Origin of the sequence: Paenarthrobacter sp. 22069 (assembly GCF_052046035.1) — a bacterium.
Lineage (GTDB): Bacteria > Actinomycetota > Actinomycetes > Actinomycetales > Micrococcaceae > Arthrobacter.
This window is the reverse complement of sequence record NZ_JBQEQF010000005.1, coordinates 140,453-166,522: the sequence shown is the minus strand read 5'-3', so window position 1 is coordinate 166,522 and position 26,070 is coordinate 140,453. Positions and strand designations below refer to the sequence as shown.

23 protein-coding genes and 1 tRNA gene are annotated in these 26,070 nt (G+C 66.2%); 11 read left to right on the top strand and 13 right to left on the bottom strand.

Annotation, left to right across the window (positions count from 1 at the left end; genetic code table 11):
- Positions 1-159: 159 nt before the first annotated feature.
- Together ACTJK0_RS05845 and ACTJK0_RS05840 are read left to right on the top strand one after the other, a co-directional pair.
- Complete coding sequence (locus ACTJK0_RS05845; RefSeq protein ID WP_440744581.1) at positions 160-1,608, top strand: amino acid permease; 1,449 nt, start codon at positions 160-162, stop codon at positions 1,606-1,608.
- Positions 1,609-1,963: 355 nt separating this feature from the next.
- Complete coding sequence (locus tag ACTJK0_RS05840) at positions 1,964-5,458, top strand: bifunctional proline dehydrogenase/L-glutamate gamma-semialdehyde dehydrogenase (RefSeq protein ID WP_440744580.1); 3,495 nt, start codon at positions 1,964-1,966, stop codon at positions 5,456-5,458.
- Between the two features lie 77 nt (positions 5,459-5,535).
- Here the strand turns inward: ACTJK0_RS05840 and ACTJK0_RS05835 are convergent, their stop codons facing one another.
- Together ACTJK0_RS05835 and ACTJK0_RS05830 are read right to left on the bottom strand one after the other, a co-directional pair.
- Complete coding sequence (locus tag ACTJK0_RS05835; RefSeq protein ID WP_440744579.1) at positions 5,536-5,730, bottom strand: hypothetical protein; 195 nt, start codon at positions 5,728-5,730, stop codon at positions 5,536-5,538.
- A 286-nt stretch (positions 5,731-6,016) separates the two neighbouring features.
- On the bottom strand, positions 6,017-6,871 hold the full coding sequence (locus ACTJK0_RS05830; RefSeq protein WP_440744578.1) for a LysR substrate-binding domain-containing protein: 855 nt from the start codon (positions 6,869-6,871) through the stop codon (positions 6,017-6,019).
- Positions 6,872-7,023: 152 nt separating this feature from the next.
- Here ACTJK0_RS05830 and ACTJK0_RS05825 point away from each other — a divergent pair, with 152 nt between their 5' ends.
- Positions 7,024-8,403, top strand: coding sequence for an MFS transporter (locus tag ACTJK0_RS05825; protein ID WP_110545359.1), 1,380 nt, complete (start codon positions 7,024-7,026; stop codon positions 8,401-8,403).
- 34 nt (positions 8,404-8,437) lie between these two features.
- On the opposite strand, the gene ACTJK0_RS05820 is transcribed toward ACTJK0_RS05825, so the two are convergent.
- The 3 genes from ACTJK0_RS05820 to ACTJK0_RS05810 all read right to left on the bottom strand — a co-directional run bounded on the left by ACTJK0_RS05820 (position 8,438) and on the right by ACTJK0_RS05810 (position 9,921).
- Entirely contained in the window at positions 8,438-9,607 is a 1,170-nt protein-coding gene (locus ACTJK0_RS05820) for a N(5)-(carboxyethyl)ornithine synthase (RefSeq protein ID WP_440744577.1), read from the bottom strand.
- Positions 9,604-9,744, bottom strand: coding sequence for a hypothetical protein (locus ACTJK0_RS05815; RefSeq protein WP_181422514.1), 141 nt, complete (start codon positions 9,742-9,744; stop codon positions 9,604-9,606). The genes ACTJK0_RS05820 and ACTJK0_RS05815 overlap by 4 nt, the downstream gene beginning before the upstream one ends.
- 103 nt (positions 9,745-9,847) lie before the next feature.
- Positions 9,848-9,921: transfer RNA gene (locus ACTJK0_RS05810), tRNA-Gly, on the bottom strand.
- A 237-nt stretch (positions 9,922-10,158) separates the two neighbouring features.
- On the opposite strand from ACTJK0_RS05810, the gene ACTJK0_RS05805 reads away from it, so the two are divergent.
- Positions 10,159-10,620 (top strand): SRPBCC family protein, encoded by a 462-nt coding sequence (locus tag ACTJK0_RS05805; RefSeq protein WP_110545356.1) that lies wholly within the window; start codon positions 10,159-10,161, stop codon positions 10,618-10,620.
- On the opposite strand, the gene ACTJK0_RS05800 is transcribed toward ACTJK0_RS05805, so the two are convergent.
- Positions 10,621-12,366, bottom strand: coding sequence for a CAP domain-containing protein (locus ACTJK0_RS05800; protein WP_440744576.1), 1,746 nt, complete (start codon positions 12,364-12,366; stop codon positions 10,621-10,623).
- A gap of 142 nt (positions 12,367-12,508) precedes the next feature.
- Between ACTJK0_RS05800 and dcd the strand changes: the two genes are divergently transcribed.
- Complete coding sequence (gene dcd, locus ACTJK0_RS05795; protein ID WP_110545352.1) at positions 12,509-13,084, top strand: dCTP deaminase; 576 nt, start codon at positions 12,509-12,511, stop codon at positions 13,082-13,084.
- An 88-nt stretch (positions 13,085-13,172) separates the two neighbouring features.
- Here the strand turns inward: dcd and ACTJK0_RS05790 are convergent, their stop codons facing one another.
- The 3 genes from ACTJK0_RS05790 to ACTJK0_RS05780 all read right to left on the bottom strand — a co-directional run bounded on the left by ACTJK0_RS05790 (position 13,173) and on the right by ACTJK0_RS05780 (position 16,310).
- Positions 13,173-14,354: a cation:proton antiporter gene (locus tag ACTJK0_RS05790; protein WP_110545351.1), complete on the bottom strand. Its 1,182-nt coding sequence runs from the start codon at positions 14,352-14,354 to the stop codon at positions 13,173-13,175.
- 5 nt (positions 14,355-14,359) lie between these two features.
- Entirely contained in the window at positions 14,360-14,842 is a 483-nt protein-coding gene (locus tag ACTJK0_RS05785; protein ID WP_110545349.1) for a cation:proton antiporter regulatory subunit, read from the bottom strand.
- 64 nt (positions 14,843-14,906) lie between these two features.
- Complete coding sequence (locus ACTJK0_RS05780; RefSeq protein ID WP_110545347.1) at positions 14,907-16,310, bottom strand: MFS transporter; 1,404 nt, start codon at positions 16,308-16,310, stop codon at positions 14,907-14,909.
- 194 nt (positions 16,311-16,504) lie between these two features.
- Between ACTJK0_RS05780 and ACTJK0_RS05775 the strand changes: the two genes are divergently transcribed.
- Genes ACTJK0_RS05775 through mnhG form a run of 6 tightly spaced genes read left to right on the top strand, consistent with a single transcriptional unit; the run spans position 16,505 to position 22,996 of the window.
- Entirely contained in the window at positions 16,505-19,582 is a 3,078-nt protein-coding gene (locus ACTJK0_RS05775) for a Na+/H+ antiporter subunit A (RefSeq protein WP_440744575.1), read from the top strand.
- Positions 19,579-20,184, top strand: coding sequence for a Na(+)/H(+) antiporter subunit C (locus ACTJK0_RS05770; RefSeq protein WP_110545344.1), 606 nt, complete (start codon positions 19,579-19,581; stop codon positions 20,182-20,184). The genes ACTJK0_RS05775 and ACTJK0_RS05770 overlap by 4 nt, the downstream gene beginning before the upstream one ends.
- Positions 20,181-21,785, top strand: a complete 1,605-nt coding sequence (locus ACTJK0_RS05765; RefSeq protein ID WP_440744574.1) for a Na+/H+ antiporter subunit D — start codon at positions 20,181-20,183, stop codon at positions 21,783-21,785. Before ACTJK0_RS05770 ends, ACTJK0_RS05765 begins: the two co-directional genes overlap by 4 nt.
- Positions 21,782-22,327, top strand: coding sequence for a Na+/H+ antiporter subunit E (locus tag ACTJK0_RS05760; protein ID WP_440744573.1), 546 nt, complete (start codon positions 21,782-21,784; stop codon positions 22,325-22,327). Before ACTJK0_RS05765 ends, ACTJK0_RS05760 begins: the two co-directional genes overlap by 4 nt.
- On the top strand, positions 22,324-22,602 hold the full coding sequence (locus ACTJK0_RS05755; protein ID WP_110545338.1) for a monovalent cation/H+ antiporter complex subunit F: 279 nt from the start codon (positions 22,324-22,326) through the stop codon (positions 22,600-22,602). The genes ACTJK0_RS05760 and ACTJK0_RS05755 overlap by 4 nt, the downstream gene beginning before the upstream one ends.
- Positions 22,592-22,996: a monovalent cation/H(+) antiporter subunit G gene (gene mnhG, locus ACTJK0_RS05750; protein ID WP_110545337.1), complete on the top strand. Its 405-nt coding sequence runs from the start codon at positions 22,592-22,594 to the stop codon at positions 22,994-22,996. Before ACTJK0_RS05755 ends, mnhG begins: the two co-directional genes overlap by 11 nt.
- 24 nt (positions 22,997-23,020) lie before the next feature.
- Here the strand turns inward: mnhG and ACTJK0_RS05745 are convergent, their stop codons facing one another.
- From ACTJK0_RS05745 to ACTJK0_RS05730, 4 genes are all read right to left on the bottom strand, one after another.
- The gene (locus tag ACTJK0_RS05745) at positions 23,021-23,284 is read right to left on the bottom strand and encodes a DUF4235 domain-containing protein (protein ID WP_110545335.1); all 264 of its coding nucleotides are present in this window, start codon (positions 23,282-23,284) and stop codon (positions 23,021-23,023) included.
- Positions 23,285-23,386: 102 nt separating this feature from the next.
- Positions 23,387-23,602, bottom strand: coding sequence for a CDGSH iron-sulfur domain-containing protein (locus ACTJK0_RS05740; RefSeq protein ID WP_110545333.1), 216 nt, complete (start codon positions 23,600-23,602; stop codon positions 23,387-23,389).
- An 83-nt stretch (positions 23,603-23,685) separates the two neighbouring features.
- On the bottom strand, positions 23,686-24,741 hold the full coding sequence (locus tag ACTJK0_RS05735; protein ID WP_440744572.1) for a glycosyltransferase: 1,056 nt from the start codon (positions 24,739-24,741) through the stop codon (positions 23,686-23,688).
- A 32-nt stretch (positions 24,742-24,773) separates the two neighbouring features.
- Positions 24,774-25,829 carry an iron-containing redox enzyme family protein gene (locus ACTJK0_RS05730; RefSeq protein WP_440744571.1) on the bottom strand — a complete coding sequence of 352 codons (1,056 nt, stop codon included), beginning with the start codon at positions 25,827-25,829 and terminating at the stop codon, positions 24,774-24,776.
- Between the last annotated feature and the right edge of the window lie 241 nt (positions 25,830-26,070).

The window sequence follows — 26,070 nt, the reverse complement described above, 5'->3', positions numbered from 1 at the left end:
TTCCTAACTGAAACTAACGAATATAGGTTAGAAGTAGTCACTTTATCTAACGCAATGCCGCACGCATACTGTTGGGATCGAGTTACGCCCATCACAGCCGTTCCGTGCGTCGTGATGGGACCGCACCCCAAGCAGGAGTTCTTGATGAGCAGTAGAGATATGAGTCAATCAATCATGCGGCGCAAACCCGTCGACGACATCGAAGAGGAGAACAAGCACAGCGGCCTCTTCAAATCCCTTGGGCTGTGGCAGCTCACGGCCATCGGCGTCGGCGGCATTATCGGCGTCGGCATTTTCTCCCTGGCGGGGCTGGTGGCGGCAGGCAGCGGCGACAACCCGGGTGTGGGGCCCGCGGTGCTGATCTCCTTCCTGATCGCCGGCCTTGCATCAGCGGCAGCGGCGCTCTCCTACGCAGAATTCGCTGGCATGATTCCGCGCGCCGGCTCGGCCTACACCTACGGCTACGTTGCGCTCGGCGAGGTGATCGGCTGGTTTATCGGCTGGGACCTGCTGCTGGAGTACATCGCCATCGTGGCCGTGGTGGCCATCGGCATCTCCGGTTACCTTGACGCCTTCCTCGCCGGCATCGGCATCCATATGCCGGCCTGGATGACCTCCACGGTGGACGAGGGCAAGGGCGGCATCGTCAACATTCCCGCCATCCTGGTCTGCCTGCTCGTGACATGGATCCTGTCCCGGGGCACCAAGGCTTTCGGCAGGTTTGAGCTTGTGGCCGTCGCCATCAAGGTTGTCCTGATCCTCTTTATCATCGGCCTGGGCGTGTTCTACATCGACACCAACAACTACAACCCATTCATGCCAAGCGGCTTTGGGCCCGTGGTGGCAGGTTCGGCCACCGTATTCTTCGCAGTATTTGGCTACGACGCCATGAGTACCGCGGCCGAGGAAGCCAAGGACGGCAAGAAGCACATGCCCAAGGCGATTGTGCTCTCGCTGATCGTGGCCATGCTCCTCTACGTAGCCGCCACTCTGGTCCTGACCGGCATGCAGAACTACAAGGACATCGACCCGAAGGCCGGCTTCGCCTCCGCCTTCACCTCGGTGGGACTTCCGGTCGTCGCCACCATCATCTCGGTGTTCGCCGTGCTGTCCATCCTCACCGTGATGCTCACCTTCCTGCTGGGCGTCACCCGCGTCTGGTTCTCAATGAGCCGCGATGGGCTCCTCCCGGGCTGGTTCTCCAAGACGGACCGCCACGGCACACCCCAGCGCGTTACCTGGATTGCGGGCATCACCTCGGCATTCCTGGCCGGTGTCTTCCCCATCAAGGAAGTGGCCGACCTGACGAACATCGGCATCCTGGCGGCGTTCGTCGTCGTCTGCCTGTCCGTCATCATCTTCCGTTACAAGCGCCCTGATGCTGCGCGCACCTTCCGGCTGCCCTTTATGCCGGTGGTGCCGGCCTTCGGCATCCTGGCCTCCGGATTCCTGATGACCCAGCTGCCGTGGGAAACCTGGGTGCGGTTCGTTGTGTGGCTGATCATTGGCCTTGCCATCTACTTCGGCTACGGACGCAAGCATTCATTGATGAACCCCAACAGCCCCCGGCACGAGGAACTCGTGGAGCTGCACCGCCCCCTCTCTTAGCCCTTCTTAGAGCGCCCGCTCACATCTGACGGTTATTTCCGAAACGCCCCATCATCTATTGCGCGTCCTTCCCAAACGCGACATCAGATAAAGAGGCGCCCTGCCAAACCCTCTCCCACGTTCGTGGGGGAGGGTTTGGTGCTTTTCACGTACTGCTGACGGGTTCCCGGATTTCCTGCATCAGGTGATGGGGGTCTGGACCTTGAGGGCCGTAGGTGGGCGGGGGTTTGGAGGCTCTAGAAGCATCGGTTTTCCTAACCTGTATTGGTTGGAAAAGATCGCTTTATCTTATGTGAGTGGAAGCTCATACTGGTGAAAAGACCTCCTCCCAACCCAGAGAAAGTACGGGAAAACAATGACCCACGTTGCAATGGAACCAGTACTGAGCGCCGGCGCGGCACCGCAGAAAGTCGACGCCGACGTCCCCCAGGCCAAGGCCCTCGCCGATGAGGCAATCGCCCTGGTCCGGCGCTGGCTGACCGAGGCCTCCAAGGTCCCCGTCGACGCTTCCGCCCAGCAGCTGGCCGGTGTCCTGAAGGACCCCAACGGCCTGGAATTCACCGTCGGCTTCGTGGACGGCGTCGTCCGCCCCGAAGACCTGAACGTCGCCGCCCGCAACCTGGCAAAGCTGGCCCCCAAGGTTCCGGCCTTCCTGCCCTGGTACATGCGCAGCGCCGTGGCCCTTGGCGGCACCATGGCCCCGGTCATGCCGCAGGTGGTCATCCCCATCGCCCGCAAGGTCCTGCGCGAAATGGTGGGCCACCTGATCGTTGACGCCACCGACGCCAAGCTGGGCCCGGCCATCGCCAAGATCAGGAAGGACGGCATCAAGCTCAACGTCAACCTCCTGGGCGAGGCAGTCCTCGGCGAGCACGAAGCCTCCCGCCGGCTCGAGGGCACGCACACGCTGCTGGCGCGCCCCGACGTCGACTACGTCTCCATCAAGGTCTCCTCGACCGTGGCCCCGCACTCCGCCTGGGCCTTCGACGAAGCCGTGGAACACGTCGTCGAAAAGCTCACCCCGCTCTTCCGGCGCGCTGCTTCCTTCCCCAAGGCCAAGTTCATCAACCTGGACATGGAGGAGTACAAGGACCTGGACATGACCATTGCGGTCTTCACCCGGATCCTGGACAAGCCCGAATTCAAGAACCTCGAGGCCGGCATCGTGCTCCAGGCCTACCTCCCGGACGCGCTGTCCGCGATGATCCGCCTGCAGGACTGGGCGGCCGAACGCCGCGCCCACGGCGGCGCCGGCATCAAGGTCCGCGTGGTGAAGGGCGCCAACCTGCCCATGGAACAGGTGGAATCCTCCCTCCACGACTGGCCGCTGGCCACCTGGGGCTCCAAGCAGGACTCCGACACCAGCTACAAGAGCGTCATCAACTACTCGCTGCACCCGGAGCGCATCAAGAACATCCGGATCGGCGTCGCGGGCCACAACCTGTTCGACATCGCCTTCGCGTGGCTGCTGGCCAAGCAGCGCGGCGTGGAATCCGGCGTCGAGTTCGAAATGCTGCTGGGCATGGCACAGGGCCAGGCCGAAGCCGTCAAGAAGGACGTCGGCTCCCTGCTGCTGTACACCCCCGTGGTGCACCCGTCCGAGTTCGACGTCGCCATCGCCTACCTGATCCGCCGCCTGGAAGAGGGCGCCAGCCAGGAAAACTTCATGTCGGCCGTCTTCGAACTGAGCGAAAACGAAGGGCTCTTCGAGCGCGAGAAGCAGCGCTTCCTCGCCTCCCTCGAAGCCCTGGACAACAGTGTGCCGCTGCCCAACCGCCGCCAGGACCGTAAGCTGCCCCCGGAGCCCATGCCGCACACCGGTTTCCGGAACACCCCGGACACCGACCCCGCCCTGCCCGCCAACCGTACGTGGGGCCGTGCCATCCTGGAGCGCGTCCCGTCCTCCACCCTGGGGGATGCAGCCGTGAAGGCCGCCTTCATCAACGACGAGGAAACGCTCAACAGCGCCATCGCCAACGCCGTGGACAAGGGCAAGGCCTGGGGCGAACTCTCAGGCGGCGAACGTGCCGAGATCCTGTACCGCGCCGGCGAAATCCTCGAGGCCCACCGCGCCGACCTCCTGGAGGTCATGGCCAGCGAAACCGGCAAGACGATCGACCAGGGCGACCCCGAGGTCAGCGAAGCAGTGGACTTCGCGCATTACTACGCCGAGTCCGCGCGCAAGCTGGACACGGTCGACGGCGCCACCTTCGTCCCGGCCAAGCTCACCGTCGTCACTCCGCCGTGGAACTTCCCGGTGGCCATCCCCGCCGGGTCCACCCTCGCGGCGCTCGCCGCCGGCTCCGCCGTCGTCATCAAGCCCGCCAAGCAGGCCGCCCGCAGCGGCGCCGTGATGGTGGAGGCGCTCTGGGAAGCCGGCGTGCCCAAGGGCGTGCTCACCATGGTCCAGCTGGGCGAACGTGAGCTGGGCCAGCAGCTGATCTCCCACCCGGCCGTGGACCGCGTGATCCTCACCGGCGGCTACGAAACCGCAGAGCTGTTCCGGTCCTTCCGCAAGGACCTGCCGCTGCTCGCCGAGACCAGCGGCAAGAACGCCATCATCGTCACCCCCAGCGCAGACCTGGACCTGGCCGCAAAGGACGTGGCCTACTCCGCGTTCGGCCACGCCGGCCAGAAGTGCTCCGCCGCCTCACTGGTGATCCTGGTGGGCTCGGTGGCGAAGTCCAAGCGGTTCCACAACCAGCTGATCGACGCCGTCACCTCCCTCAAGGTGGGCTACCCGCAGGATCCCACCAGCCAGATGGGCCCCATCATCGAGCCCGCCAACGGCAAGCTCCTCAACGCCCTGACCACGCTGGGCGAGGGGGAGAGCTGGGCCGTGGAGCCCAGAAAGCTGGATGACTCCGGACGGCTGTGGAGCCCGGGCGTGCGCTACGGCGTCAGGCGCGGTTCCTACTTCCATCTCACCGAGTTCTTCGGCCCGGTCCTGGGCATCATGACCGCGGACACCCTGGAAGAGGCCATCGCCATCCAGAACCAGATCGAGTACGGACTCACGGCAGGCCTGCACTCCCTGAACTCGGAGGAACTGGGTACCTGGCTGGAGGGCATCCAGGCCGGAAACCTGTACGTGAACCGCGGCATCACCGGCGCCATCGTCCAGCGCCAGCCGTTCGGCGGCTGGAAGAAGTCCGCTGTTGGTGCCGGCACCAAGGCCGGCGGACCCAATTACCTCGCCGGCCTGGGTGACTGGACCCCTGCCCGCAGCACCGCCACCGCCGCCGTCGGCCACCCGGCTGTCCGGCGCATCCTCAACGCGGCCGGCTCCGCATTGCAGCCCGGAGAACTGGAGTCCGTCCAGCGGGCCCTGGCATCCGACGCCGAGGCATGGGCTGAGGAGTTCGGTACCGCCAAGGACGTGTCCGGGCTGACCGCCGAGCGGAACATCTTCCGCTACCGCAACCTGCCCGTCACCATCCGCCTCTCCGAAGGTGCGCCGCTGGCGCACCTCGTCCGGACCGTGGCGGCAGGCGTGCTGGCGGGTTCGGCACTCACCGTGTCCACCGCCGTCGAACTTCCAGCCCAGCTCCGCTCGGTGCTCACCGCGCAGGACATCGACGTTACGGTGGAGTCCGACGCCGGCTGGCTGGCTTCCGCCGGACACCTCGCCGCCGCGGGTAAGCTGTCAGGCGCCCGCATCCGGCTGATTGGGGGAGACGCCTCCGCGCTCGCCGAAGCTACCGGCGGCCGGCCCGACCTGGCCATTTACGCCCACCCGGTCACCGAGGCGGGCCGCGTGGAACTGCTGCCGTTCCTGCACGAGCAGGCCGTCAGCATCACCGCGCACCGGTTCGGTACGCCGAACCACCTGTCCGATGCGCTGATCTAGGGCCGGCAGGCACAAAAAGGGTCCGGTGGTTGGGTTTGTTTTCACAAGCTCAACCACCGGACCCTTTTGTATGTCCGCTAGCCCAGGTACCAGCCCGGCGGCGTCCAGGTGACGGGGACGCTGTGGGCCGAGAAATCCTCGCAGTGGGTGCAGGTGTAGGCCACTTCGCCTAGGGTGGCTACCGTTCCGTCACGCCTGTAGGTGGGCGGAATGTACGACTCGAGGTAGACGAACTCGTCCGTACGGCACTTGTCGCAGGTGGGTTTTCCCACGTAGCCGGAGTCTACTGAGGCGTGTCCGGTTCCGAGGGTGTTCTGACGGGTGGACGGCCGTGCTGTGGAGTACGGGCGTGCGTGCGCAGAACCTGGGTGGATGTTCCTGGCTGTCGTCATTGGCTGCCTGTCCCAAGCGGTTTTCCGGCATGCGGATTGGCGCTTGTTTGGGTGAACTGGCCTGCTGCTTGACCTTGGAAACCCAGCATAGGGGATGCCGATTCCCCTATCAATGGACACGGGTCACCTAACTTACCTAAATGCTGGAAATTGCGTGGTTGGAGAGTTAAGTTTGGCGGTTAATGGTCCGGCCCACGATCGACTGGGTGAGGGCGTCGATGACCTCGGCGTTGGCCAGCGGGTTGCGGATCAGGGTGAAGTCCACATCCCCCACGGGCGGAAGGTCGAACCGGCGCGTGATGATCTTGAGGTCTTCGGGCACCAGTGACGTTGGCATGACTGCCACCCCGATGCCCGCCCGGACCGCAGCCAGGACGCCGCTGATCTGCCGCGTGGTGCAGGTGATCCGCCAGGTCCTGCCGTGGGCTTCCAGGGCATCGATGGCCAGTTTCCGGCTCAGGCTCGGCGCCGGATAGGCGATGAGCGGAACAGGCATCCCCTGCTCCAGCACGGTCTGTTCCAGGCCAACCCAGGAAAAGGAATCATGCTGGACCACCGTGCCGTCTTTTGCGCCGGCAACCCATTTCACGAAGACAAGGTCCAGTTGGCCGGCGTTGAGCTTGCGGTACAGCTGGTCGCTTTGCCCCACGGTCAGTTCCAGGTTGATCTGGGGGTAGATCTGCCGGAACTCCCGGAGGATCCGGGGCAACCCGGTGATGGCAAGGTCGTCCGCCGTGCCGAACCTGAGGCGTCCGCGCATGGCCGAGCCGGAGAAGTAGCGGGCTGCGGCGTCATGGGCGGACAGGATGGTCCGCGCGAACCCCGCCATGGCATCACCGTTGTCGGTAAGCCGGACGTCACGGGTGTCACGGGTAATGAGGCTGCGCTTTGCGGCCGCTTCCAGCTTGCGGATGTGCTGGCTGATGGTGGGCTGGGCGAGGCCCAGGCGCTCGGCGGCCCTGGTGAAGCTGAGCGTATCCGCTACCGCCAGGAAGGAGCGCAACTGGGCTGGTTCGAACATTTCTTACTCCGCTGCCTTTGGACCGGTCCCCGGAACGGCCGGGTTATTGCGTTTTGCAATACGAGTTATAGGGACCATACAGCTCCATAATTGGCTCCGCCAGCCTAGCGTTAAGGACATCCCAGCCCGCCCGCAATTTTGAGGACACTCCTGTGGCACCCCCACCGCCTTCGTCGGCTTCCGTCTCCCAACCAATCATCGACGCGGCGCGGTCAACGCCGCCGAACAACCAGACCCAGCCCATTCCCGTCGTCGCTGAACGGCTCCCCTGGAAGCACACCTTCATCTCCCTGAAAGTGCCCAACTTCCGGATCTTTGCCGTGGGCCACTTCATCGCCGTCATCGCCATCTGGATGCAGCGGATTGCCCAGGACTGGCTGGTGCTGCAACTCTCGGGCTCCGTGACGGCCGTGGGAATAACCGTGGCGCTGCAGTTCCTGCCCTCCCTGCTGCTCGGCCCCTGGGGCGGCATGGTGGCCGACCGGTTCGCCAAGCGCAAGATCCTTATCCTCTGCCAGAGCATTGCGGCAACCCTGGCCGCCACCCTGGCTGTCCTTGCCCTGTCCGGCGTCATCATGGTGTGGCATGTGTACGGCATCGCCCTGGTCCTGGGCCTGGTGACCGTCCTTGACCAGCCGGCGCGCCAGGTGTTCGTCAACGAGCTGGTGGGCCCCACCTATCTGCGGAACGCCATCAGCGTCAATTCCACCACCTTCCAGCTGGGCGGCCTGATCGGGCCCGCCCTCGCCGGCCTGCTCCTGACGGCGGTGGGGGCCGGCTGGGCTTTCGCCGCCAACGCCGTGGCCTGCTGCTCCACCGTGGCAATGCTGCTGGTGCTGCGCAAGGACCAGCTGTTCGTCAGTGCCCCCACACCCAAGAGCAAGGGCATGCTTCGTGAGGGTTTGCGCTATGCCTTAAGCAAGCCCACCATCTATTGGCCGTGGCTGATGGCCGGCTTCATCTCTGTCTTCGCCATGAGCCTGCCGGTGCTTCTGGCCGCCTTCGCGGACCACGTCTTCAAGGTGGGCGCCGGCGGGTACGGGCTCCTCAACGCCCTGGTGGCACTGGGTGCGTTGTCAGGTGCGGTCGCGTCCACCCGGCGCCGGCAGCTGCGCCTGCGGTCCGTGGTGTTCTGCGCCGGGATGTACGGCCTGATGCTCTGCCTGGCAGTTCTCGCCCCGTCCATGGTGTGGTTTGGGGCCGTGATGGTGCTGTCCGGCTTCTGGTGCCTCATGTTCCTGACCGGCTCCAACCAGCTGGTGCAGGTCAGCTCCAACATGGGCATCCGGGGCCGCGTCATGAGCCTGTACATTATGGTGCTGATCGGCGGCCAGGCGCTGGGCGGACCCATGCTGGGCTGGATCGCAGAGCACGCCGATCCGCGTGTTGCCCTGCTGGTGTCCGGCGGCGTGCCCGCCCTCGCGGCCATGACAGTCGCTGCCATCCTGGCCCGCAAGGGCGGGTTGCAGCTTCGGCTGGACCTCAAGGGCCGCCGCCCGCTGAGGATCGTCAGCCGGCATGCGGGCGCCTGAGGGGCCGCCCCTTCACCCGGTTGCAGGGCGCAACTTATACGGTTGCCGGGTGTAAAGCCGGGTGTGGATACTCCCGGCCCCGCTCCTGGAACCGCAGCACGGCGTCATTGCGGACCACGCCGTCGCGTATTTCGATGGCACGCGCGATGGTGTCGTTGCCTTCCCACGCGGCCGGTCCGCCCATCACTGTTTCGAGGAACGGCTGCAGGGCCTGGCTGATTTCCCAACTGGAGGAATTCCAGAGGTACGAGGGGCTGTGGTCCACCGCGTAGTAGTTGATGTGGTCACCCACGGTGAACATCGGATCGGCGAACGTGGTTGACCGCGCCCAGCTGAAGCCCATGCCGTCATCGCAGGACACGTCGACAATGAGGCTGCCCGGGCTGAATGCTGTGAGGTCCTCCGTGCGCAGGTACGTGAGCGGATTGTTCGGGTCCTGCAGGGTGCAGTTGACTACGATGTCGCTTTCAGCGAGGAACGGCGCCAGCGGAACCCGGCCCCGTTCGGTGATGACCTGGCTCAGGAAGGGAGCTTCGGCGTCGTGGTCAAACTGCACGATGTTCACCGAATGGATGGGTGCCCCCACCGCGGCGACGCCCCGGTTGGTGAGCACCTGGACGTCGTGGATGCCGTGCGCGTTCAGCGCAGTGACCGCCCCGCGGGCCGTGGCTCCGAAACCGATCACGACGGCGCTCAGGCGGCGCCCGTAGTCCCCCGTGGAACCGGTCAGTGCGAGGGCATGCAGGACCGAGCAGTAGCCGGCAAGCTCGTTGTTCTTGTGGAAAACGTGGAGCCCGAAGCCGCCGTCGCTGGCCCAGTGGTTCATGGCCTCGAAGGCGATAAGGGTCAGCTTCTTGTCAATGGCCAGCTGGGTAATGGCGCGGTCCTGGACACAGTGCGGCCAACCCCAGAGAACCTGGCCGTCACGCATGTCGGCGAGGTCGTCCGTCTGCGGTTTGGGCAGGAGCACGACGTCGGCCGCCGCCAGCAGCTCGTCCCTCCCCGCCATGCGTCCCACCAGCGTGGAGAGGTGGCTGTCCGCGACGCCGAAACGTTCGCCGTAGCCCCGCTCCAGGATGATGCGCTCCCGGAGTGCGGGCGCGATCCGTTCGAAGTGCAGTGGATGGATGGGTACGCGGCGCTCATCCGGTTTACGTGTGGAGGCCAGGACGCCCAGGCTCAGCCGGGTCTGTGGGCCGCTCACTTCTTCTTTGCGGCCTTGGTGGACGTGCTGTCCAGGGAGCTGGCCGGCGCGGCGGCGGCCTTCTTCTCAGCGCGCTTTTCCTTGATGGACTTGCCGGACTTTTTTGATGCCGTTTGACGCGGGGACTTGTCAGTCATGGTTGCTCCTGTAGCGGAACCGAATAGGTTCCTGACTACTGACAGTACACCCGTGCGCCTAAACATCACCGGGGTGGTTGGCCGCTTGGGCCGGGGGAGGAATTGGAGCGGCTGACGGGAATCGAACCCGCGTATCAAGCTTGGGAAGCTAGCGCTCTACCATTGAGCTACAGCCGCAGCGCCGCCGCTCGCGCGGGGCAGAACTTAGCTTAGCGCAGATCTGTGCGCTCCCCGGCAACCCGGAAGGCGGAGGCTCCGTGTCCTGCAAGCGGGACGTCATCCAGTAACTCTTCAATAACGTCGGCGCCGCCGGCTAGGTCCCGGTGTTGGGCGCTGGCTAACCTAATCCGGGTAGCGGCCGAGTTGGGGGAGGCAGCTATTGCGGCAGCCCACGTCAACCACAGGAACTACTTCATGGCATTCGCAGAGCACGAGGTCCTCATAGAGCGGGACGCCATTGACGTGTACCAATTCCTCCTTGATGCCACCAACCTTCCTGCTTGGCGGAACGATGTCCGCAGCGTGAAACTCGTGCGCGGTCCGGCCGGGTCCAAGGGGGCTGTTTACCGGAAGATGGTGGCCGGCCGCTCCGGGCTGAGCATCCCGGCGGAGCTGGAGATCACCAACGTTCGGCCCGGTGCCGAGATCGAATTCCATATCGTTTCCGGACCGGCCACCCGGTGGGGCGGCTACTACCTCAGCAGCGAAGACACCGGCACCAGGGTCCGGTTCGCGATGGAAGCACAACGCGAGGGACGCTTCAGCTTCCTCACCAGGCTCGGTTTGCTGGACGGGATGCTGCAACGCCGCGTCAGCTCCGACGTTGCCCAGCTGGACCGGCTGAAGGACGTGCTGGAACTCCTGCCCGCGGTGTGATCACTGGGCCAGCCGCTGCCCCGCCCAGGGCCCGGCAATGTTCGACGGCGATGCGAGGCTTCCTGCGCTCAGGTCCCAGTACTGCACCACGTCACTGGCCCGGCGGAGTGCCACTCCCGTGGAGTTCAGTGCGGTGACGTTGCGCAGCAACCGGATTCCCGTAACGTCTGTCCATCCTGTGGCCACAGTGGGCCGGGCCTCCGCACGGAGCGCCGTGGTGCCCCATCCGCGGTAAAGCTGGACGCTGCCGTCGGCCTTGATGGCCAGGACATCCTGGAAGCCATCGGCGTCGTAGTCCACCATGGCGAGCCGGGAGGCGTATACCCCGGTGGCGACCGTGACGCGCTCTGCGATGTCGCCGGTGCCCTTGTTGCCATAGAGGTACAGGTTCCCTGCAGTGTCCAGGGCCAGGATCTGGGGCATCCGGTTGTTGGCGCACCAGCCGCCTACCGCCAGGGTCAGGGTGTTCCATCCGCCGGTGCCGAGCGTGATCGGGGCCTGGAATCCTCCGCCGGCAATACCGCGGTGCAGTGTCAGGTTGCCGCCGGTCCACTGGGTGAGGAGGTCGTAGGTGCCGTCGCGGTCCCAGTCGGTGACAAAGACTTCCTTGGCTCCGCTGAATCCGGAGCTGACCACCTTGGCAGGGGCATAGGTGCGGGGACCGGTGGACGCCCTGTCCAGCAGTTGTCCTGCAGAGTCGACGGACACGAGGTCGGCCGGGCCGGTGATGGCGGCGGCAGCAAGGTTCAGGGTGGGCGGCATGTGTTTGACGGGCGCATCACACAGGCTTGGCGCGGGTGCCGGGAAGGCGCCCCCGCCCGAGCTGGCGCCGCCAGGGGAATCGACTGTGCCTGCCGGAAGCGTGGTGTAACCGAAGAAGTCCACCACTCCCCAAATTTGGTACGTGGAGTTGGTGTAGGAGATGCCGATGCCCATCACGTTGAACCGTGGGTCCAGGAGCATGGCGTTGTGCCCCGGAGAGCCCTTCCACCACTCCACGAGCTGCGCGGCGTCGCGGTCGGTCCGGATGGCAATGACCTCACCGGCGCCGTTGTTGGGGCTTAAGGCGCGCGGGTCGGTCCAGAAACTCGCCCGGTGCTCGACCACCTCCCGGGTGGCGATGTTGTCCGACCAGTCCTGGGCCAGTCCTGCCACCGTGGGGTGGTACTTCACCTTGTTGAGGCCGTTGGCCACCCGGTATTCGTTGATCTTGGTGAAGACGGTAAGGATGGCGGCAGCGTTGCTGTCCGGGACCAAGGCCTCGGTGGCGGGAAGTGTTGTGGCCGGTGCGGGAGCGGCGGGCTGGCTGGCGGAAGGGGACGCGAGTTCCTGGTCCGGTGCCCACAGGGGCGGAATGGACGCAGTCTGCGGGACGGACCCTGTAGTAGCAGTCGTTGGTGCAGGCAGCGTTTCGGGGGAGGATGCGGTGTCGACCGTGGAAGCCGTGGCCGGGGCTGACGCGGTGGCGGTGGACGTCGTTGGGGTCGATGTGGAAGGGGATGGCGCCGCGGTTGCGGTTGGCCCGGACAAGGGTGACGCCACGCGGATGTCCGGATCCACGGCCGGAGTGAGGCTGCCTGGCATAACGTCACCCACACGGGAAGCGCCGCCGTCGCGGACGATGGGCGTCCCCAGCGTGATGCCTGCACCCCCGGCCTGGCCGAACTGCGGCGGCGCGGGAGGTGCGGCGGCGTTCGAAGAGACCAGTGCCAACGCACACAGCACGCCAATAAAAGACGGTGCCACCAATTTATTCACAACATCCCCAGCTCTGTTACGGCACCCGGGAGACCATTCCGGTAGCTTTCATTCGCAACATTAGCCCCAGCAGGCCACAGCAACAACGGGAAAATGTGGGTGTGGATAACCGATACGGTAATTTGGGACGGTGCTGATCTCTGACCGCGACATTCGTGCCGAAATTGATTCCGAGCGGATCGTGCTGGAACCGTACGATCCGGCGATGGTCCAGCCGTCGTCCGTGGATGTCCGGATCGACAAATTCTTCCGCTTGTTCGACAACCATAAGTACGCACACATTGATCCGGCGCAGGAACAGCCCGAGCTGACACGCCTGGTGGAAGTGGAGGAGGACGAAGCCTTCATCCTGCACCCCGGCGAGTTCGTCCTGGGCTCCACCTACGAAACGGTGACGTTGCCTGACGACATAGCAGCGCGCCTGGAAGGCAAGTCCTCACTGGGCCGCCTGGGCCTGCTGACGCACTCCACGGCAGGCTTCATCGACCCCGGTTTTTCCGGCCACGTCACCCTTGAACTGTCCAACATGGCCACCCTGCCCATCAAGCTCTGGCCCGGCATGAAGATCGGGCAGCTCTGCTTCTTCCGCCTCAGCTCTGCTGCGGAATTCCCGTACGGCCAGGGCGACTATGGCAACCGCTACCAGGGCCAGCGCGGTCCCACCGCCAGCCGCAGCCACCTGAACTTCCACCGCACCAGCATCTAGCGGCACCAGCGGCCCGAACACTCGGCCACGTCACGCGCCGGGAGCCCTCCTGGTACAGCCGGGCCAGGCAGGTGCAGCCGCAAAAGGCTTAGAGCTGCGGTGCCGGGGCGGGCCTCCGGATGAACGGCGCGGTCAACGGTTCCACGTAACGGGCGGCCAGCGGGCCCATCACCGCCATCAGCAGCACGTAGGCCGTGGCAAGGGCCGCAAGCTGATGGGGAACGACTCCCGAGGCAACGGCCAGGCCTGCAATGACGATGGAGAATTCGCCCCGGGCAACCAGTGCGGCGCCAGCGCGGAAGCGGCCGGGCCGGGCGATTCCGGCCTGTTTCGCAGCCCAGATCCCGGTGAGCACCTTGGTTGCCGCCGTGGCCACCGCAAGGATCAGCGCCCAGCCCAGGACCGGCGGAATTGATGACGGGTCTGTGTTGAGCCCGAACGCCACGAAGAAGATGGCGGCAAACAGGTCGCGCAGCGGTTCAAGGATGCGGGTGGCGTTGTGCGCCGTGGAACCTGAGATCGCGATGCCGAGCATGAACGCGCCCACCGCCGCCGAGACCTGCATGGCAGACGCAGCGCCCGCCACCAGCAGGGCCGCCCCGAGGACGTTCAGCAGGAAGACCTCGGAGTTTTCGCTGTGCACGGCCTTGGAAACATGGTGCCCATGCCGCAGCGCCACCATGAGGACCATCGTGACCACCGCCAGCGCGATGCCCACGGCGGTGAGCCCGCCCAGGAAACCCACCCCGGCCAGGGTGGCCGTAAGGATGGGCAGGTAGACGGCCATGGCCAGGTCCTCGAACACCAGGATCGAGAGCACCACCGGGGTTTCGCGGTTTCCGAGCCGGCCGAGGTCCGTGATGACCTTGGCGGCAATGCCGGACGAGGAAATGTACGTAACGCCGCCCATGACCATGGCGCCGACGCCACCCCATCCCAGGAGCAGGGCCAGGCCGGCGCCGGGCAGGAAGTTCAGGACGAGGTCGAGGACGCCGGCCTGCCATGAGCGGCGCAGGCCGGTGAAAAGCTCGGCTGCCGTATATTCCAGCCCGAGCATAAGAAGGAGCAGGATGACACCGATCTCGCCGGAGAGGTGCGCAAACTCGTGCATGCCTTCCAGCTTTATGATGCCGCCTGCCCCGAATGCCAGCCCGCCCAGCAGGTAGAGCGGGATGGGGGACATTCCGATCCGTCCGGCCAACCTCGCCAACAGGCCGAGGCAGAACACAACGGCCCCCAATTCAATGAGGGTCAGGGCCAGCGGGTCCATGGGGATTAGCCGTGGCGGAGGATCTCGGCCGCTGAGTCGAGGCCTTCCTGGGTGCCCACGGCCACCAGCAAGTCGCCGGCGTGGAGGACGGCATCGGGTCCCGGCGACGGCAGCACTTCGCCCTCGCGCATGATGGCCACGATCGACACCCCGCACCGGGTGCGGATGCATGCCTTGCCCATGGGCTGGTTCTGGAACGGGGAGCCGGACGCGATGGAGAACTGCCGGGTGACGATGCCCGGAACATCCTTGTGCTCCTCCGTAAGCTTCATCGCCAGATGCGTGCCGCCCAGAAGGTTGCCAAGCGTGGCGGCTTCGTCGCTGGTGAGCGGGATCGAGGCCTGGCACGTGTCGGGATCATCCCAGGTGGAAACGATGAGTTCCGTCTGGCCCTCCCGCCGCTCCACCACGCCGATGCGGCGTCCGGAAGCGGTCATGAAATCCTTCCGGCGGCCCAGGCCGGGAAGGTTCGTTTCGTCAACGTTCATGAATCCAGCCTAGTCCGCCGCGCAACTCCCTGGTGCGCCTGGAGCAGGGGTCCCGGGAGCCGTTTCACGCTGCGGGAACCACCGCAATGGGGGCCTTCTCGGGCGGCTTCACCGGCAGCAGCACCAGGAGCCCGGCCAGGAGGACCACCATAATGCCCAGGATTCCCCACCGCTGCGCCTGCCCGGCCGGCACCAACGGGGTGGCCACGGTGATGCAGAGCGTAAACAGGGCCGGCGCCAGGAAGCTGACGGCGCGGCCGGTGGTGGCATAGAGGCCAAACAGCTCGCCGGACTCGCCGTGCGGCGCGAGCCGTGCCAGGTAGGCTCGGGAGGAGGACTGGGCCGGGCCGACGAACAGGCACAGGAACAGCCCGAACACCCAGAACGTGGTGCTGCCGGCCCATTGCATGCCCAAGAAGGAATAGTTCCCATTGCCCAGGACCAGGATTGCGGTCCCGGCCACCAGGAGCCCCGCCAGGGACCCTGTAATAACGGCCTTGGGACCGACCTTGTCGTCCAGGAACCCGCCGATGACAGCGCCAACCGCGGCCACCACGTTCCCGAAAATGGCGAAGAAGATGACCTGTGACAGGGCAAACCCGAACGTACCGGCCGCGATAATGCCGCCGAACGTGAAGACCGCTGCGAGCCCATCCCGGAACACGGCGCTCGCCAGAAGGAAATAGATGGTGTGCGGGCTGGTGGCGTAAATCGCCTTGATCCTCCGGAAGAGCAGGCCGTAACTGGCAATGAATCCCAGCCGTGCGGCCTGGGCGGACCGGGCTACTTCGGGAACGGCGAACAGCACCGGGAGGGCGAAGACGAAGAACCACAGCGCCGAAAAGACGGCCACCAGCCTGATGTTCAGGCTGTCCTGCGTTGACGAGCCGAACCAGTCGAAGGCCGGCTGGACGAACAGCTGCAGGACGATCAGGAGCGCCACAATGCCACCGAGATAGCCGGCACCCCAGCCGAAGCCGCTGACCTTGCCGATGTTCTTCGGCGTGGAGACCTGGGCCAGCATGGCGTTGTAGTTGACGCCGGCGAATTCGAAGAACACGTTCCCCAGCGCGATCAGCGAGGCGCCGAGCAGCAGGAACTCCGGCCGCGGGAACACGAAGAAGCACAGGGCCGTGAGGATGGCAACGGCGGCCGAGTTCACTCCCAGCCACAGCTTCCGCCTGCCGCCGGCATCGGAGCGCTGGCCCGTTACGGGTGCCAGCAGTGCGATGGCAAACCCGCCGACGGCGAGTGCCGCACCCAGGACTGCCGAGGCTTTGTCCTCACCCCCGAAGGCATTGGACGTCAGGTAGACCGTGAAGACAAATGTGGTCATGACCGCGTTGAAGGCCGCCGAGCCCCAGTCCCAGGACGCCCAGGCCAGCACGCGGCCCTTGCTGGAGGACCGGGTTCCGGCTTCGAGTTCGGAGGCAGGCTGCATTGCCCCCGGAGCGCTGGCGCTGTTCATACGATGCATCGTATCCGCCCCTGGCGAACACGCTGCGGACCACGGGCCCGCGACGCCGGGGATTCGGTGCTGTTGCACCGCCGGGCGGGGGCTGCGCCCTGATGTGCCTTGGTAAACTGACCCCTCCCGGACCTTACTTTTTGCCGCCTGCTCCAACTTTTGACAATCGAATCCCTGACGTTGCGGAGAATACAGTGATCACAGTCCTTGCCGTGCACTTTTCGGTGGCTGTCCTCGCGCCCTTCCTCTTCAGGCTTTGGGGCCGCAACGCTTTTTACGCGCTGGCAGCCGTTCCGGCGGTTTCGTTTGTTTGGCTGATGTTCCTGCACAATCCCATCTACGCGGGGCCGGGCGCCGTCACCGAGGTCGTCGAATGGATCCCCGGCCTCCACTTGGAACTGGCATTCCGGATGGACGCCCTGGCCTGGGTCATGTCCCTGCTGGTACTCGGGGTGGGGTCGCTGGTTCTGGTCTACTGTGCCCGGTACTTCAAACGGGAGGACCAGGACCTTGGCGGGTTCGGCGCCCAGTTGCTGGCGTTCGCCGGTGCCATGTTCGGCCTGGTCACCGCCGATGACCTGCTGCTGCTGTTCATCTTCTGGGAACTGACCACCATCCTGTCCTACCTGCTGATCGGCTTTGCCCGGACCAGGCTGGCCGCCCGCCGTTCAGCCCTCCAGGCGCTGATGGTCACCACCGCCGGCGGCCTGGCCATGCTGGTGGGCCTGATCATGCTCGGCTACGCAGCCGGCACCTACCGGATCTCGGGCATCCTTGAGCAGGCGCCGGCACTGGTTGGCGGCGCGTCAGGGGCCATGGTGAGTGCCGCCGTCGTACTCATCCTGGTGGGTGCCATCACCAAGTCGGCGCTGGTCCCGTTCCACTTCTGGCTTCCGGGCGCCATGGCGGCGCCCACGCCCGTCAGCGCCTACCTGCATGCCGCGGCAATGGTCAAGGCAGGGATCTACCTGGTGGCACGGCTGGCTCCGGGGTTTGCAGAGACCGCCTACTGGCAGCCGGTTGTCCTGGGGCTGGGCCTGGCCACCATGCTGGTGGGCGGTTACCGGGCGCTGCGCCAGACCGACATCAAGCTGATCCTCGCCTACGGCACCGTCAGCCAGCTGGGCTTCCTCACCATGGTGGTGGGGCTGGGAACGCCCGACGCCGCGCTGGCGGGCCTGGCCATGCTGCTGGCCCACGGCATGTTCAAGGCCACACTGTTCCTGGTAGTGGGCATCATCGACCACCACTCCGGAACACGGGACGTCCGCAAGCTCTCCGGCGTCTTCCGATCCTCCCGTGCGCTGGCGATCGTGGCCGGCATCGGCGCCGCGTCCATGGCCGGCGTACCGCTGCTGGGCGGCTTCGTGGCCAAGGAATCGGTGCTGGAAGCGTTCGTGCACCACGCCGGAGACCTGCAGTCCGGCCCGTGGGGCATGGTGGTCCTGGCCGGTGTGGTGGTGGGGTCGATCCTCACGTTTGCCTACAGCGCACGTTTCATGTGGGGCGCCTTCGCTGTAAAGCCCGGCATGGACCCCACCCCGTTCAAAGCCATCCATCCCTCCTTCCTTGCCGCTCCTGCAGTCCTGAGCCTCCTCACCCTGGCCTACGGGCTCTGGCCGGTGCCGGTGGATGGGTGGATCCAGCCGTATGCCGCGCTGTTCGCTTCCACAGCGCCCGACGCCGGCAGCCCGGCGGAGCAGGCAGGCCACCTTGCGCTGTGGCACGGGATCACCCCCGCGCTGGGGCTGACGGCCCTCACCTTCGCGCTGGGCCTGGCAATGTACTTTGGCCGCAACGCTGTGGCCCGGGCCCAGTCCCTGGTCCCCGGCTGGGTGGACGGCGACCGCGCGTACCAGTTGACCATCGGTGCCCTGGACGACGTTGCCGTCTGGCTCACCGGCCGCACCCAGCGTGGTTCGCTGTACTTCTACCTCGCCGTGATCCTCAGCGTGGCGTTCGTCCTGCCGCTCGCGGCGATCCTGCTTGGCGGCAACGCCCTGCCGAAAGACATCTACCTGGTGGACCCGAATTCCCCGCTGCAGCTTGTGGCGGGGGTGGGCATCGTCATCGGCGCCCTGGCCGCCGTCAGGGCGAACAAACGCTTCCTTGCCGTGCTCATGGTGTCGGTGACCGGCTACGGCATCGCGCTGGTCTTCGCCCTGCAGGGCGCGCCGGACCTCGCGCTGACCCAGATGCTCGTGGAGACCATCATCCTGGTGGCGTTCGTCCTGGCCATGCGGAGCCTGCCGCCCGAACTGCGGGACCGTACCGGCGGCAAATATCGGGTGCTGCGCGTCATCATCGGGCTGGGATTCGGCGTGACCATGGTTTTTGCCGCCATTTTCGCCATGGGCGCCCGCACGGCCATCCCTGTCTCCCTGCAGTTTCCGCAGCTGGCCTATGAAGGGGGCGGCGGCCTCAACGTGGTCAATGTGACCCTGGTGGATATCCGGGCTTGGGACACGTTCGGCGAGATCAGCGTCCTGGCGCTCGCCGCCACCGGTGTTGCCAGCCTCATTTTCGTGCGCGGCCGGGGCGACCGCCTGCAGCGGTCCGCGGCCGTGGCCGAGGGCACCGTGGGCCGCCGCCACGGCGTGGACCCCGGGTCCCGGGACGCCGCGGCCCTGGCCGTCAGCCGGAAGTTCGCGGCTTCTGCCCGTGACGCCTGGATCGTGGCGGGCCGCACGCTTGCCCCGGAACGCCGCTCCATCATCTTCGAGGTGGTCACCCGGCTGATCTTCCACTCGATGATCATCTTCTCGCTCTACCTCCTGCTGGCCGGCCACAACCTGCCCGGCGGCGGTTTCGCCGGCGGCCTGACCGCCGGCCTGGCCCTGACCATCCGCTACCTGGCCGGCGGACGCTTCGAACTGCGCGAGGCCGCGCCGCTCAGTGCCGGCGCGCTGCTGGGCACGGGCCTGGCCCTGGCCGCCGCATCCGGCGTGATGCCCCTGCTGCTCGGGGGCCAGGTGTTCCAGTCCGCCATCATCCAGGTATGGCTGCCCGTGTTCGGCGACATCAAATTCGTCACCTCCACCATTTTCGATATCGGCGTCTACATCGTGGTGGTGGGCCTGGTACTCGACGTGCTGCGCAGCCTCGGGGCGGAGATCGACGAACACATGGAGCAACGGTCGGCCTCCGCCCACCAGGATGAGCCGGACGAGGACCGCCCGCAGCAACCGGAACCGGAAGCAGAACGCGACCTGGAACCAGCGTTGGAGCCGGACGCCGTCCCTGCCGCAACCACCGCGGAGGGCACCGCATGAGCGTGAACCTGACCCTGCTGATCGTCATGGGCGCCCTGTACGCGTGCGGCATCTACCTGATTCTGGAACGCAGCCTCACCCGGGTGCTGCTGGGGCTGATGCTCCTGGCCAACGCCACCAACCTGCTGATCCTGGCCACCGGCGGTTACGCAGGCCTTGCCCCGCTCTTCACCAAAGACACGCCCGCGCAGGACTACAACGATCCCCTGCCGCAGGCCCTGATCCTGACCTCGATCGTGATTTCGTTCGCGGTCACGGCGTTCATGCTGGGCATCATCTACAGGACCTGGGTGCTGGCGCGCCAGGATGAGATCCAGGACGACATGGAGGACCGCAGGGTGGCTGCCACCCCCAGCTTCGATGCGGAGGACGACGCCGAGGTCCCCGCGGAAACCTCCGAATTTCCGCTCACCATGCTCGGCACGGATGGCCGGGACGTCTCCAACCATGCAGGTTCCGGAACCAGGGAGGACCGGGAAACCGACCGGCCGGTGGCCACAGTGTTGGCAGGCGGCCGGGAGATGCCCGCCGAACACGCCGCCGCGGAGGAACAACCCGGCTCCCTCAACGTTGACCCCCACCCGGAAGGAGGCGGACAGTGAACATCCCCAGCCTGGCCCCGCTCGCCGTCGTACTTCCCATCCTGGGTGCCGCCCTCACCTTCCTGCTGATCCGGCACTCCCGGGCCCAGCGGGCGGTGAGCATCGCCGTGCTCTCGCTGACCCTGGCGCTCGAATGCCTTCTGCTCGCCTCGGCGTGGAACAGCGGGACAGCCGCGGTGACCATCGGCGGCTGGCTTCCGCCGTGGGGCATTGTCATGGTGGTTGACCAGTTCTCCTCGCTGATGCTGGTGGTGTCCTCCGCCATCAGCCTGGCCGTGCTGGTGTACGCCACCGGGCAGGGCATGGCCGACGGCGACCACGACGCCCCGGTCTCGATCTTCCACCCCACCTACCTGATCCTGGTGGCAGGGGTGTCCAACGCCTTCCTCTCCGGGGACCTCTTCAACCTCTACGTCGGCTTCGAGATCCTGCTGACCGCAAGCTATGTGCTGATGACCCTGGGTGGGACGGGGCCGCGCATCCGGGCCGGCGTCACCTATGTGGTGGTGTCCGTCGTGTCCTCGGTCCTGTTCCTGATCGCCATCGCCATGGTGTACGGGGCCACCGGAACCGTCAACATGGCGGACCTGGCCATCAAGCTGGGCGAGCTGGACCAGGGCACCAGGACCCTGCTGCACGTGATGCTGCTGGTGGCGTTCGGCATCAAGGCCGCCGTGTTCCCGCTGTCCTTCTGGCTCCCCGACTCGTACCCCACCGCACCCGCGCCCGTCACCGCCGTGTTCGCCGGCTTGCTGACCAAGGTGGGTGTCTATGCGATGGTCCGGACCGAGACGCTGCTGTTCCCCGGCGACACCCTCAACACGCCCCTGATGGTGGTGGCGCTGCTGACGATGGTGGTGGGCATCCTCGGTGCCTTGGCCCAAAGCGACATCAAGCGGCTCCTGTCATTCACCTTGGTCAGCCACATCGGCTACATGGTCTTCGGGCTGGCGATGTCCTCTGCAGTGGGCCTGGCGGCGGCGGTCTTCTACGTTGCCCACCACATCACCATCCAAACCAGCCTCTTCCTGGTCACCGGCCTCATCGAACGCCGCGGCGGCAGCTCGTCCGTGGACCGGCTGGGCGGACTGGCCAAACTGTCGCCCATGCTGGCACTGCTGTTCTTCATCCCCGCGATGAACCTGGCCGGCATACCTCCGTTCTCCGGGTTCCTGGGCAAGGTGGGGCTGATCCAGGCCGGCATCGAACTCGGCACCCCCCTTGCCTACGCGTTGGTGATCGGCGGGGTGGTGACCAGCCTGCTGACGCTGCTGGCCGTCGCCAGGGTCTGGAACCGCGCCTTCTGGCGCAGGCCCACTGACGCCGAGCACCCGGATCCTGTGCTCCTCGCAACGCCATCGGCGCGGATTTCCGGACCCGGGGCCAAACTCAACACGGTAACGCTCCTGCCGCGGACCATGGTGGGTTCCACCGCGGGCCTGGTGGTGCTGGGCATTGCCCTGACGGTCTTCGCGGGGCCACTGTTCGGGCTCTCCGACCGGGCCGCGCGGGACATGCTGGACCGGGCCCCGTACATCCAGTCGGTCCTGGGCAGTGATGTCCAGGTTCCGGCGCCTGCCGGAGCAGGAGGTACGCGATGAGCCGGAAACGCATTTCGCTGCGGCAGGAACTGCCGCTCCTGGTCTGGCTGGTGATCGTCTGGGGCGCGCTGTGGCACGATTTCAGTGCCGGGAACCTCCTGTTTGGCGCCCTCCTGGCGGTGGGCGTGGCCAGGCTCTTCTACCTTCCGCCCGTGGAGCTCGGCGGCCGTTTCAACGTCCTCTACGCCGTGTCCTTTGCCCTGGCCTTCCTGGGGAAAGTGGTGGTGGCCAGTGCCCAGGTCCTGTACCTGGCCACCGTCCGCGGCCCCAAGGTGACCAACGCCGTCGTCGCGGTGAGGCTGCGCAGCCACCAGGACCTGATCGTCACCGCCACCGGCCACGTCATCTCCCTCATCCCCGGCTCCCTGGTGGTGGAGGTGGACCGCTCCACATCCACCCTCTACCTGCACGCGCTCAACATCACCTCCAAGGAAGACGTGGAGGGCCTGCGGAACGAGGTCCGGTCCATCGAGGCAGGCCTGATCCGCATCATGGGCACGCCGGAAGAACTTGAAGCCGTCCGATTGGAGGCCGCCGCATGATGCAGGTTGTCCTGGCTGTTTCAGCCGTGATCTTCTCGCTGGCGGCGGCCGGCGCCATCATCAGGATTGCCAGGGGCCCGTCGCTGCTTGACCGGGTGCTGGCAGCGGATGTGCTGCTGGCCATCCTTGCCGGGGCGTTGTGCATCGATATGGCGGTGAACCGCCACCTGAACAACCTCATGCTGGTGGTGGCCATCTCCATCATCGGATTCATCGGATCCGTGACCGTGGCCAGGTTCGTCGCTGACCGGAGGGTGAAGCCTGATGAATCCTGACTTCTCCGGACCTGATGGATGGATCGACGCCGTCTCCGCGGTGTTCATGGTGGTGGGGGCGCTCCTGTCCCTCGGCGCCGCCGTTGGCCTGCTCCGTTTCCCGGACCTGCTGAGCCGGATGCATGCCGCCACCAAACCCCAGGTGCTGGGCCTGTTCCTGCTGCTGGCGGCCATCGGGTTGCAGATGCGCACGTGGTGGGTGTGGCCGGTCCTGGTGGTGGCGTGGATCTTCCAGCTGCTCACGGTGCCCGTGTCGGCGCACATGGTGGGCCGGGCGGGCTACCGCACCAAGCACCTGCACCGGGAACTGCTTACCTCCGACGAACTGGAGGCCGTGGTGCAGAAAGCCGCCGCCGAGACTGCCCTGAAGGACGGCCCCGGCGACGGCGGGTAACGCAGTGTTGGACGCTGTCCTGCCTTAGACGATGTCCTGGGTCTTGGCGAAGCGGGCGATGGCGCGCTGGGTGCCCCGGTTGGCCAGGACCTGGATGATGGCACTGACCGACGCCGAGATCAGCGCAAAGGTCAGCGCCGAACGCAGGCTGGTGGGGACATCCTCGTGCTTGCCCGTGGGTGCCTTCTGGCCGGTGGTCTTTTCCCAGATGGTGTTGACCAGCTTGGTGCCGGCCAGGCCCGCACCCAGGCTCACCCCGGTCCCGAGCAGCTTGATGAATAGGTTCATTCCTGTAACTCCTTGCGGCGGCGGAAAACGGACTGCCTCCACCCTAGCCCGACAGCCGTGCCGGTCATGGCAAGGACGTGGCGGGCGGACGGGCCTGGTGAACTAGGCGGTTGGTGGTTCGGTGCGGAACTTGATCATTTTGTGCGTGCCGTCGCAGTAGGGTTTGATCGCCGAGGCCCCGCACCGGCACAACGCCACGGTCTTTCGTTCCCGGGGCACGGCATCCCCCGAGGGGGTGACGATCTCGAACCCGCCCCTGACGATCAAGGGCCCGTCCGGGCACACCACTATTGAGCCCGCCGCGGATTCCTGGTCCACGTTGCCTCCTGTTCCTTGCTGTCCGGGATCATGCTGCTGTCCTGGGTCGTGTCGCTGTTGGGGGTCGTGCTCCTCTTTGGGCGTCATGCCGGCACCGCATCCATGGTTGGTGCCTGCGTCCGGCAGGCCGCGGCCAGCTTTCCGGCATGGCGCCGCCGCAGTTCCGCTTCGCTGTGTGCCGCCGTCCTGATCCGGCCGCCGGCGTAGGGGACGCCGCCTGCCAGCCCGAAAAAGACGGCCAGCCAAACGCAGGCGGCCCGCTCCAGGGCCCAGAGCGGCGCGAACCATGCAGCTGAGGCTGGAAAAACGGCCGTCCCGTTGTCCCGCCGTCGTCCTGCTTCTGCGCAGGCCACGGCCGCTCCCGCCAGAGCCAAAAGGGCCACCCGCCGCAAGATGGCAGGAAGCAGGCCGGTACCGGCAACTGCGGGGAGCAAGGCCAACTCGGCAAGGAGCCGCCGCGGCTGGGCGAAGTCGTCGTAGGCCTGCCGGGCGCGTTGCCGGATGAAATGCCGTGCAGTGGGTGGCCTGCGCGCCACGAACAGGCCGGGGAGGATCCGCTCGGTGCCGCCGGCGGCCTTGATGGTCCGGATAAGTTCCAGGTTTTCGAACAGGACTCCCGCGTAGCCGTCCGTGGCCAGGAGGGCGCTGCGCCGAACTGCCAGCGTCCCCGGATAGTCGGCGGACCAGGCGCGGTTGAGCAGCGTCCTGGCCGTGTCCCAGCGGGCGTGCCAGGGGAGCGGCGCAAAGTAGTTCTGCGGCCGCACCACGTCCGCCGACCTGAGGTGATGCACGACGGCGGCCAGGGCCTCGCGCGTGTAGCGGACGTCGTCGTCGGCAATGACGAGGAACTCCGCCTCCGAGGCGCGCACCCCGGCCATCACCCCGGCCACCTTCCCGTTGCTGCCGCGCCCGTACCCGCTGGGTTGTGCTCCGGCGGAAACGTGCTGCTGGTCCGGCGGGATGAGGCGAACGGCCGGGGGAAACGCGGCACGGTGGCTCTCGATAAGGGCCCGATCCGAGCCGTCCACCACGGTCACGGGTATCCAGTCCACGAGGTGCCGGAGGTAGGCCGATAATTCGGCCAGGCCCGAGTCCGAGGCCCATCGAAGGGGAAGGATGTATTCTGCGTCGGGCGCCACGACGTCATGAGTCGCTGCAGTGCGGGCCGCGGTCATGCTGCCGCCGGCACGGCCATGCGGAGCGAAGATTTGCCGGCTTCCCAGGAGGACATCAGGTGGTTCGACAGGCGGCTGTCGATGGCCATGACGGCAGTCGCCCCGAACAGGACATCCGCGAGGAGCTCCGGCTCTGCTTCCACCAGGCCGCCTGCCAGGTCCCGCCCCGCAATTTGCTCGTGGACGGCGTCGGCCTCCACATGCTCGTCGAAGTAGTGGGTGATGTCCGCGCCGAAACCGTGCCGGCGGAATCCGTTGCCGTAGAAGCGGTTGGGCTGGGAAGACGTCATTTCATAGATGGCCAGGTGGCCGGTGATGGCGCCGCGGAGCCGCCGGTTCAGGCCGCACAGCGACATGAGGTTCACCGATGCCAGGGAGACGGCGGGAACTGCATCGACGTAGGCGCCGTAGCAGTCGTCCAGGCCCAGGCCCCGCATGGTCCGGGCGAACAGCGCGCTGTGCATCCGGTCCGGGCGCCCGCCGCCGTATTCGTCCGCCTGGATTTCCACCAGTGCCGCCTTGGGCCGTCCGCTGAGGCGCGGGATCGCCCAGGTGTGGGGATCGGCTTCCTTCAGCTGGTACACGGATTTGTGGACCAGGAACTCCTTGAGTTGGTCCAGGCTTGCCTTTCGGGCAACGAAACGGGAGACGCTGGGGCCGGTGTCCCCGGCGGCAAGGCCGAAGAGGACATCGGCCACAGCGTCGCTGGTCATGGAAACCCCGGCGGGCAGTTCGAGGTTTCCTGCTGCCTGCCGGGCCGCAGAACGGAGGGCCGCTTCAAAGGGTTCCTCGATCAGCCGCCGCACCCGGATCAGCCCCGGCTCCCACTCCCAGGCGTCGGAGACGCCGTCAAGGCCCGAGTAGTGCAGCTCGTAGAGGCAGAAGAGGGCCAGTTGGATGTCCTCGTCGCCGATGATGTCGGTGGTTTGGGCCAACCGCCCCGCCACCTGCCGGTGCAGTGCGTCCAGCTCTGCCCCCGCCGAATCAGGAGCCTGTGCCAGGGCCGCGAAGAGGGCGCTGCTGACAGGGCCTCTGGTTTCCGGAATTCTCATGGTGCTCCTTGTTCTGCCGGGCTGTTTCCGTGACCGCGGACGGAGCTCCTTCACCCTGTCCGCGTCGATCCCGGGAACCAATATAGTAAGCATGATTACTAATAAAAGCTAAGGCCTTGCCTCAGCAGGCCGCCGGCCTGGTCACATCCCGGAGGATAGGCGCCAGGAGCCCTCCATCAGGGGCTTACCGGTGTAAACTTGTGCACGCCTGGAAGGGCAAAAAGCCTTACCCAAATTCAAC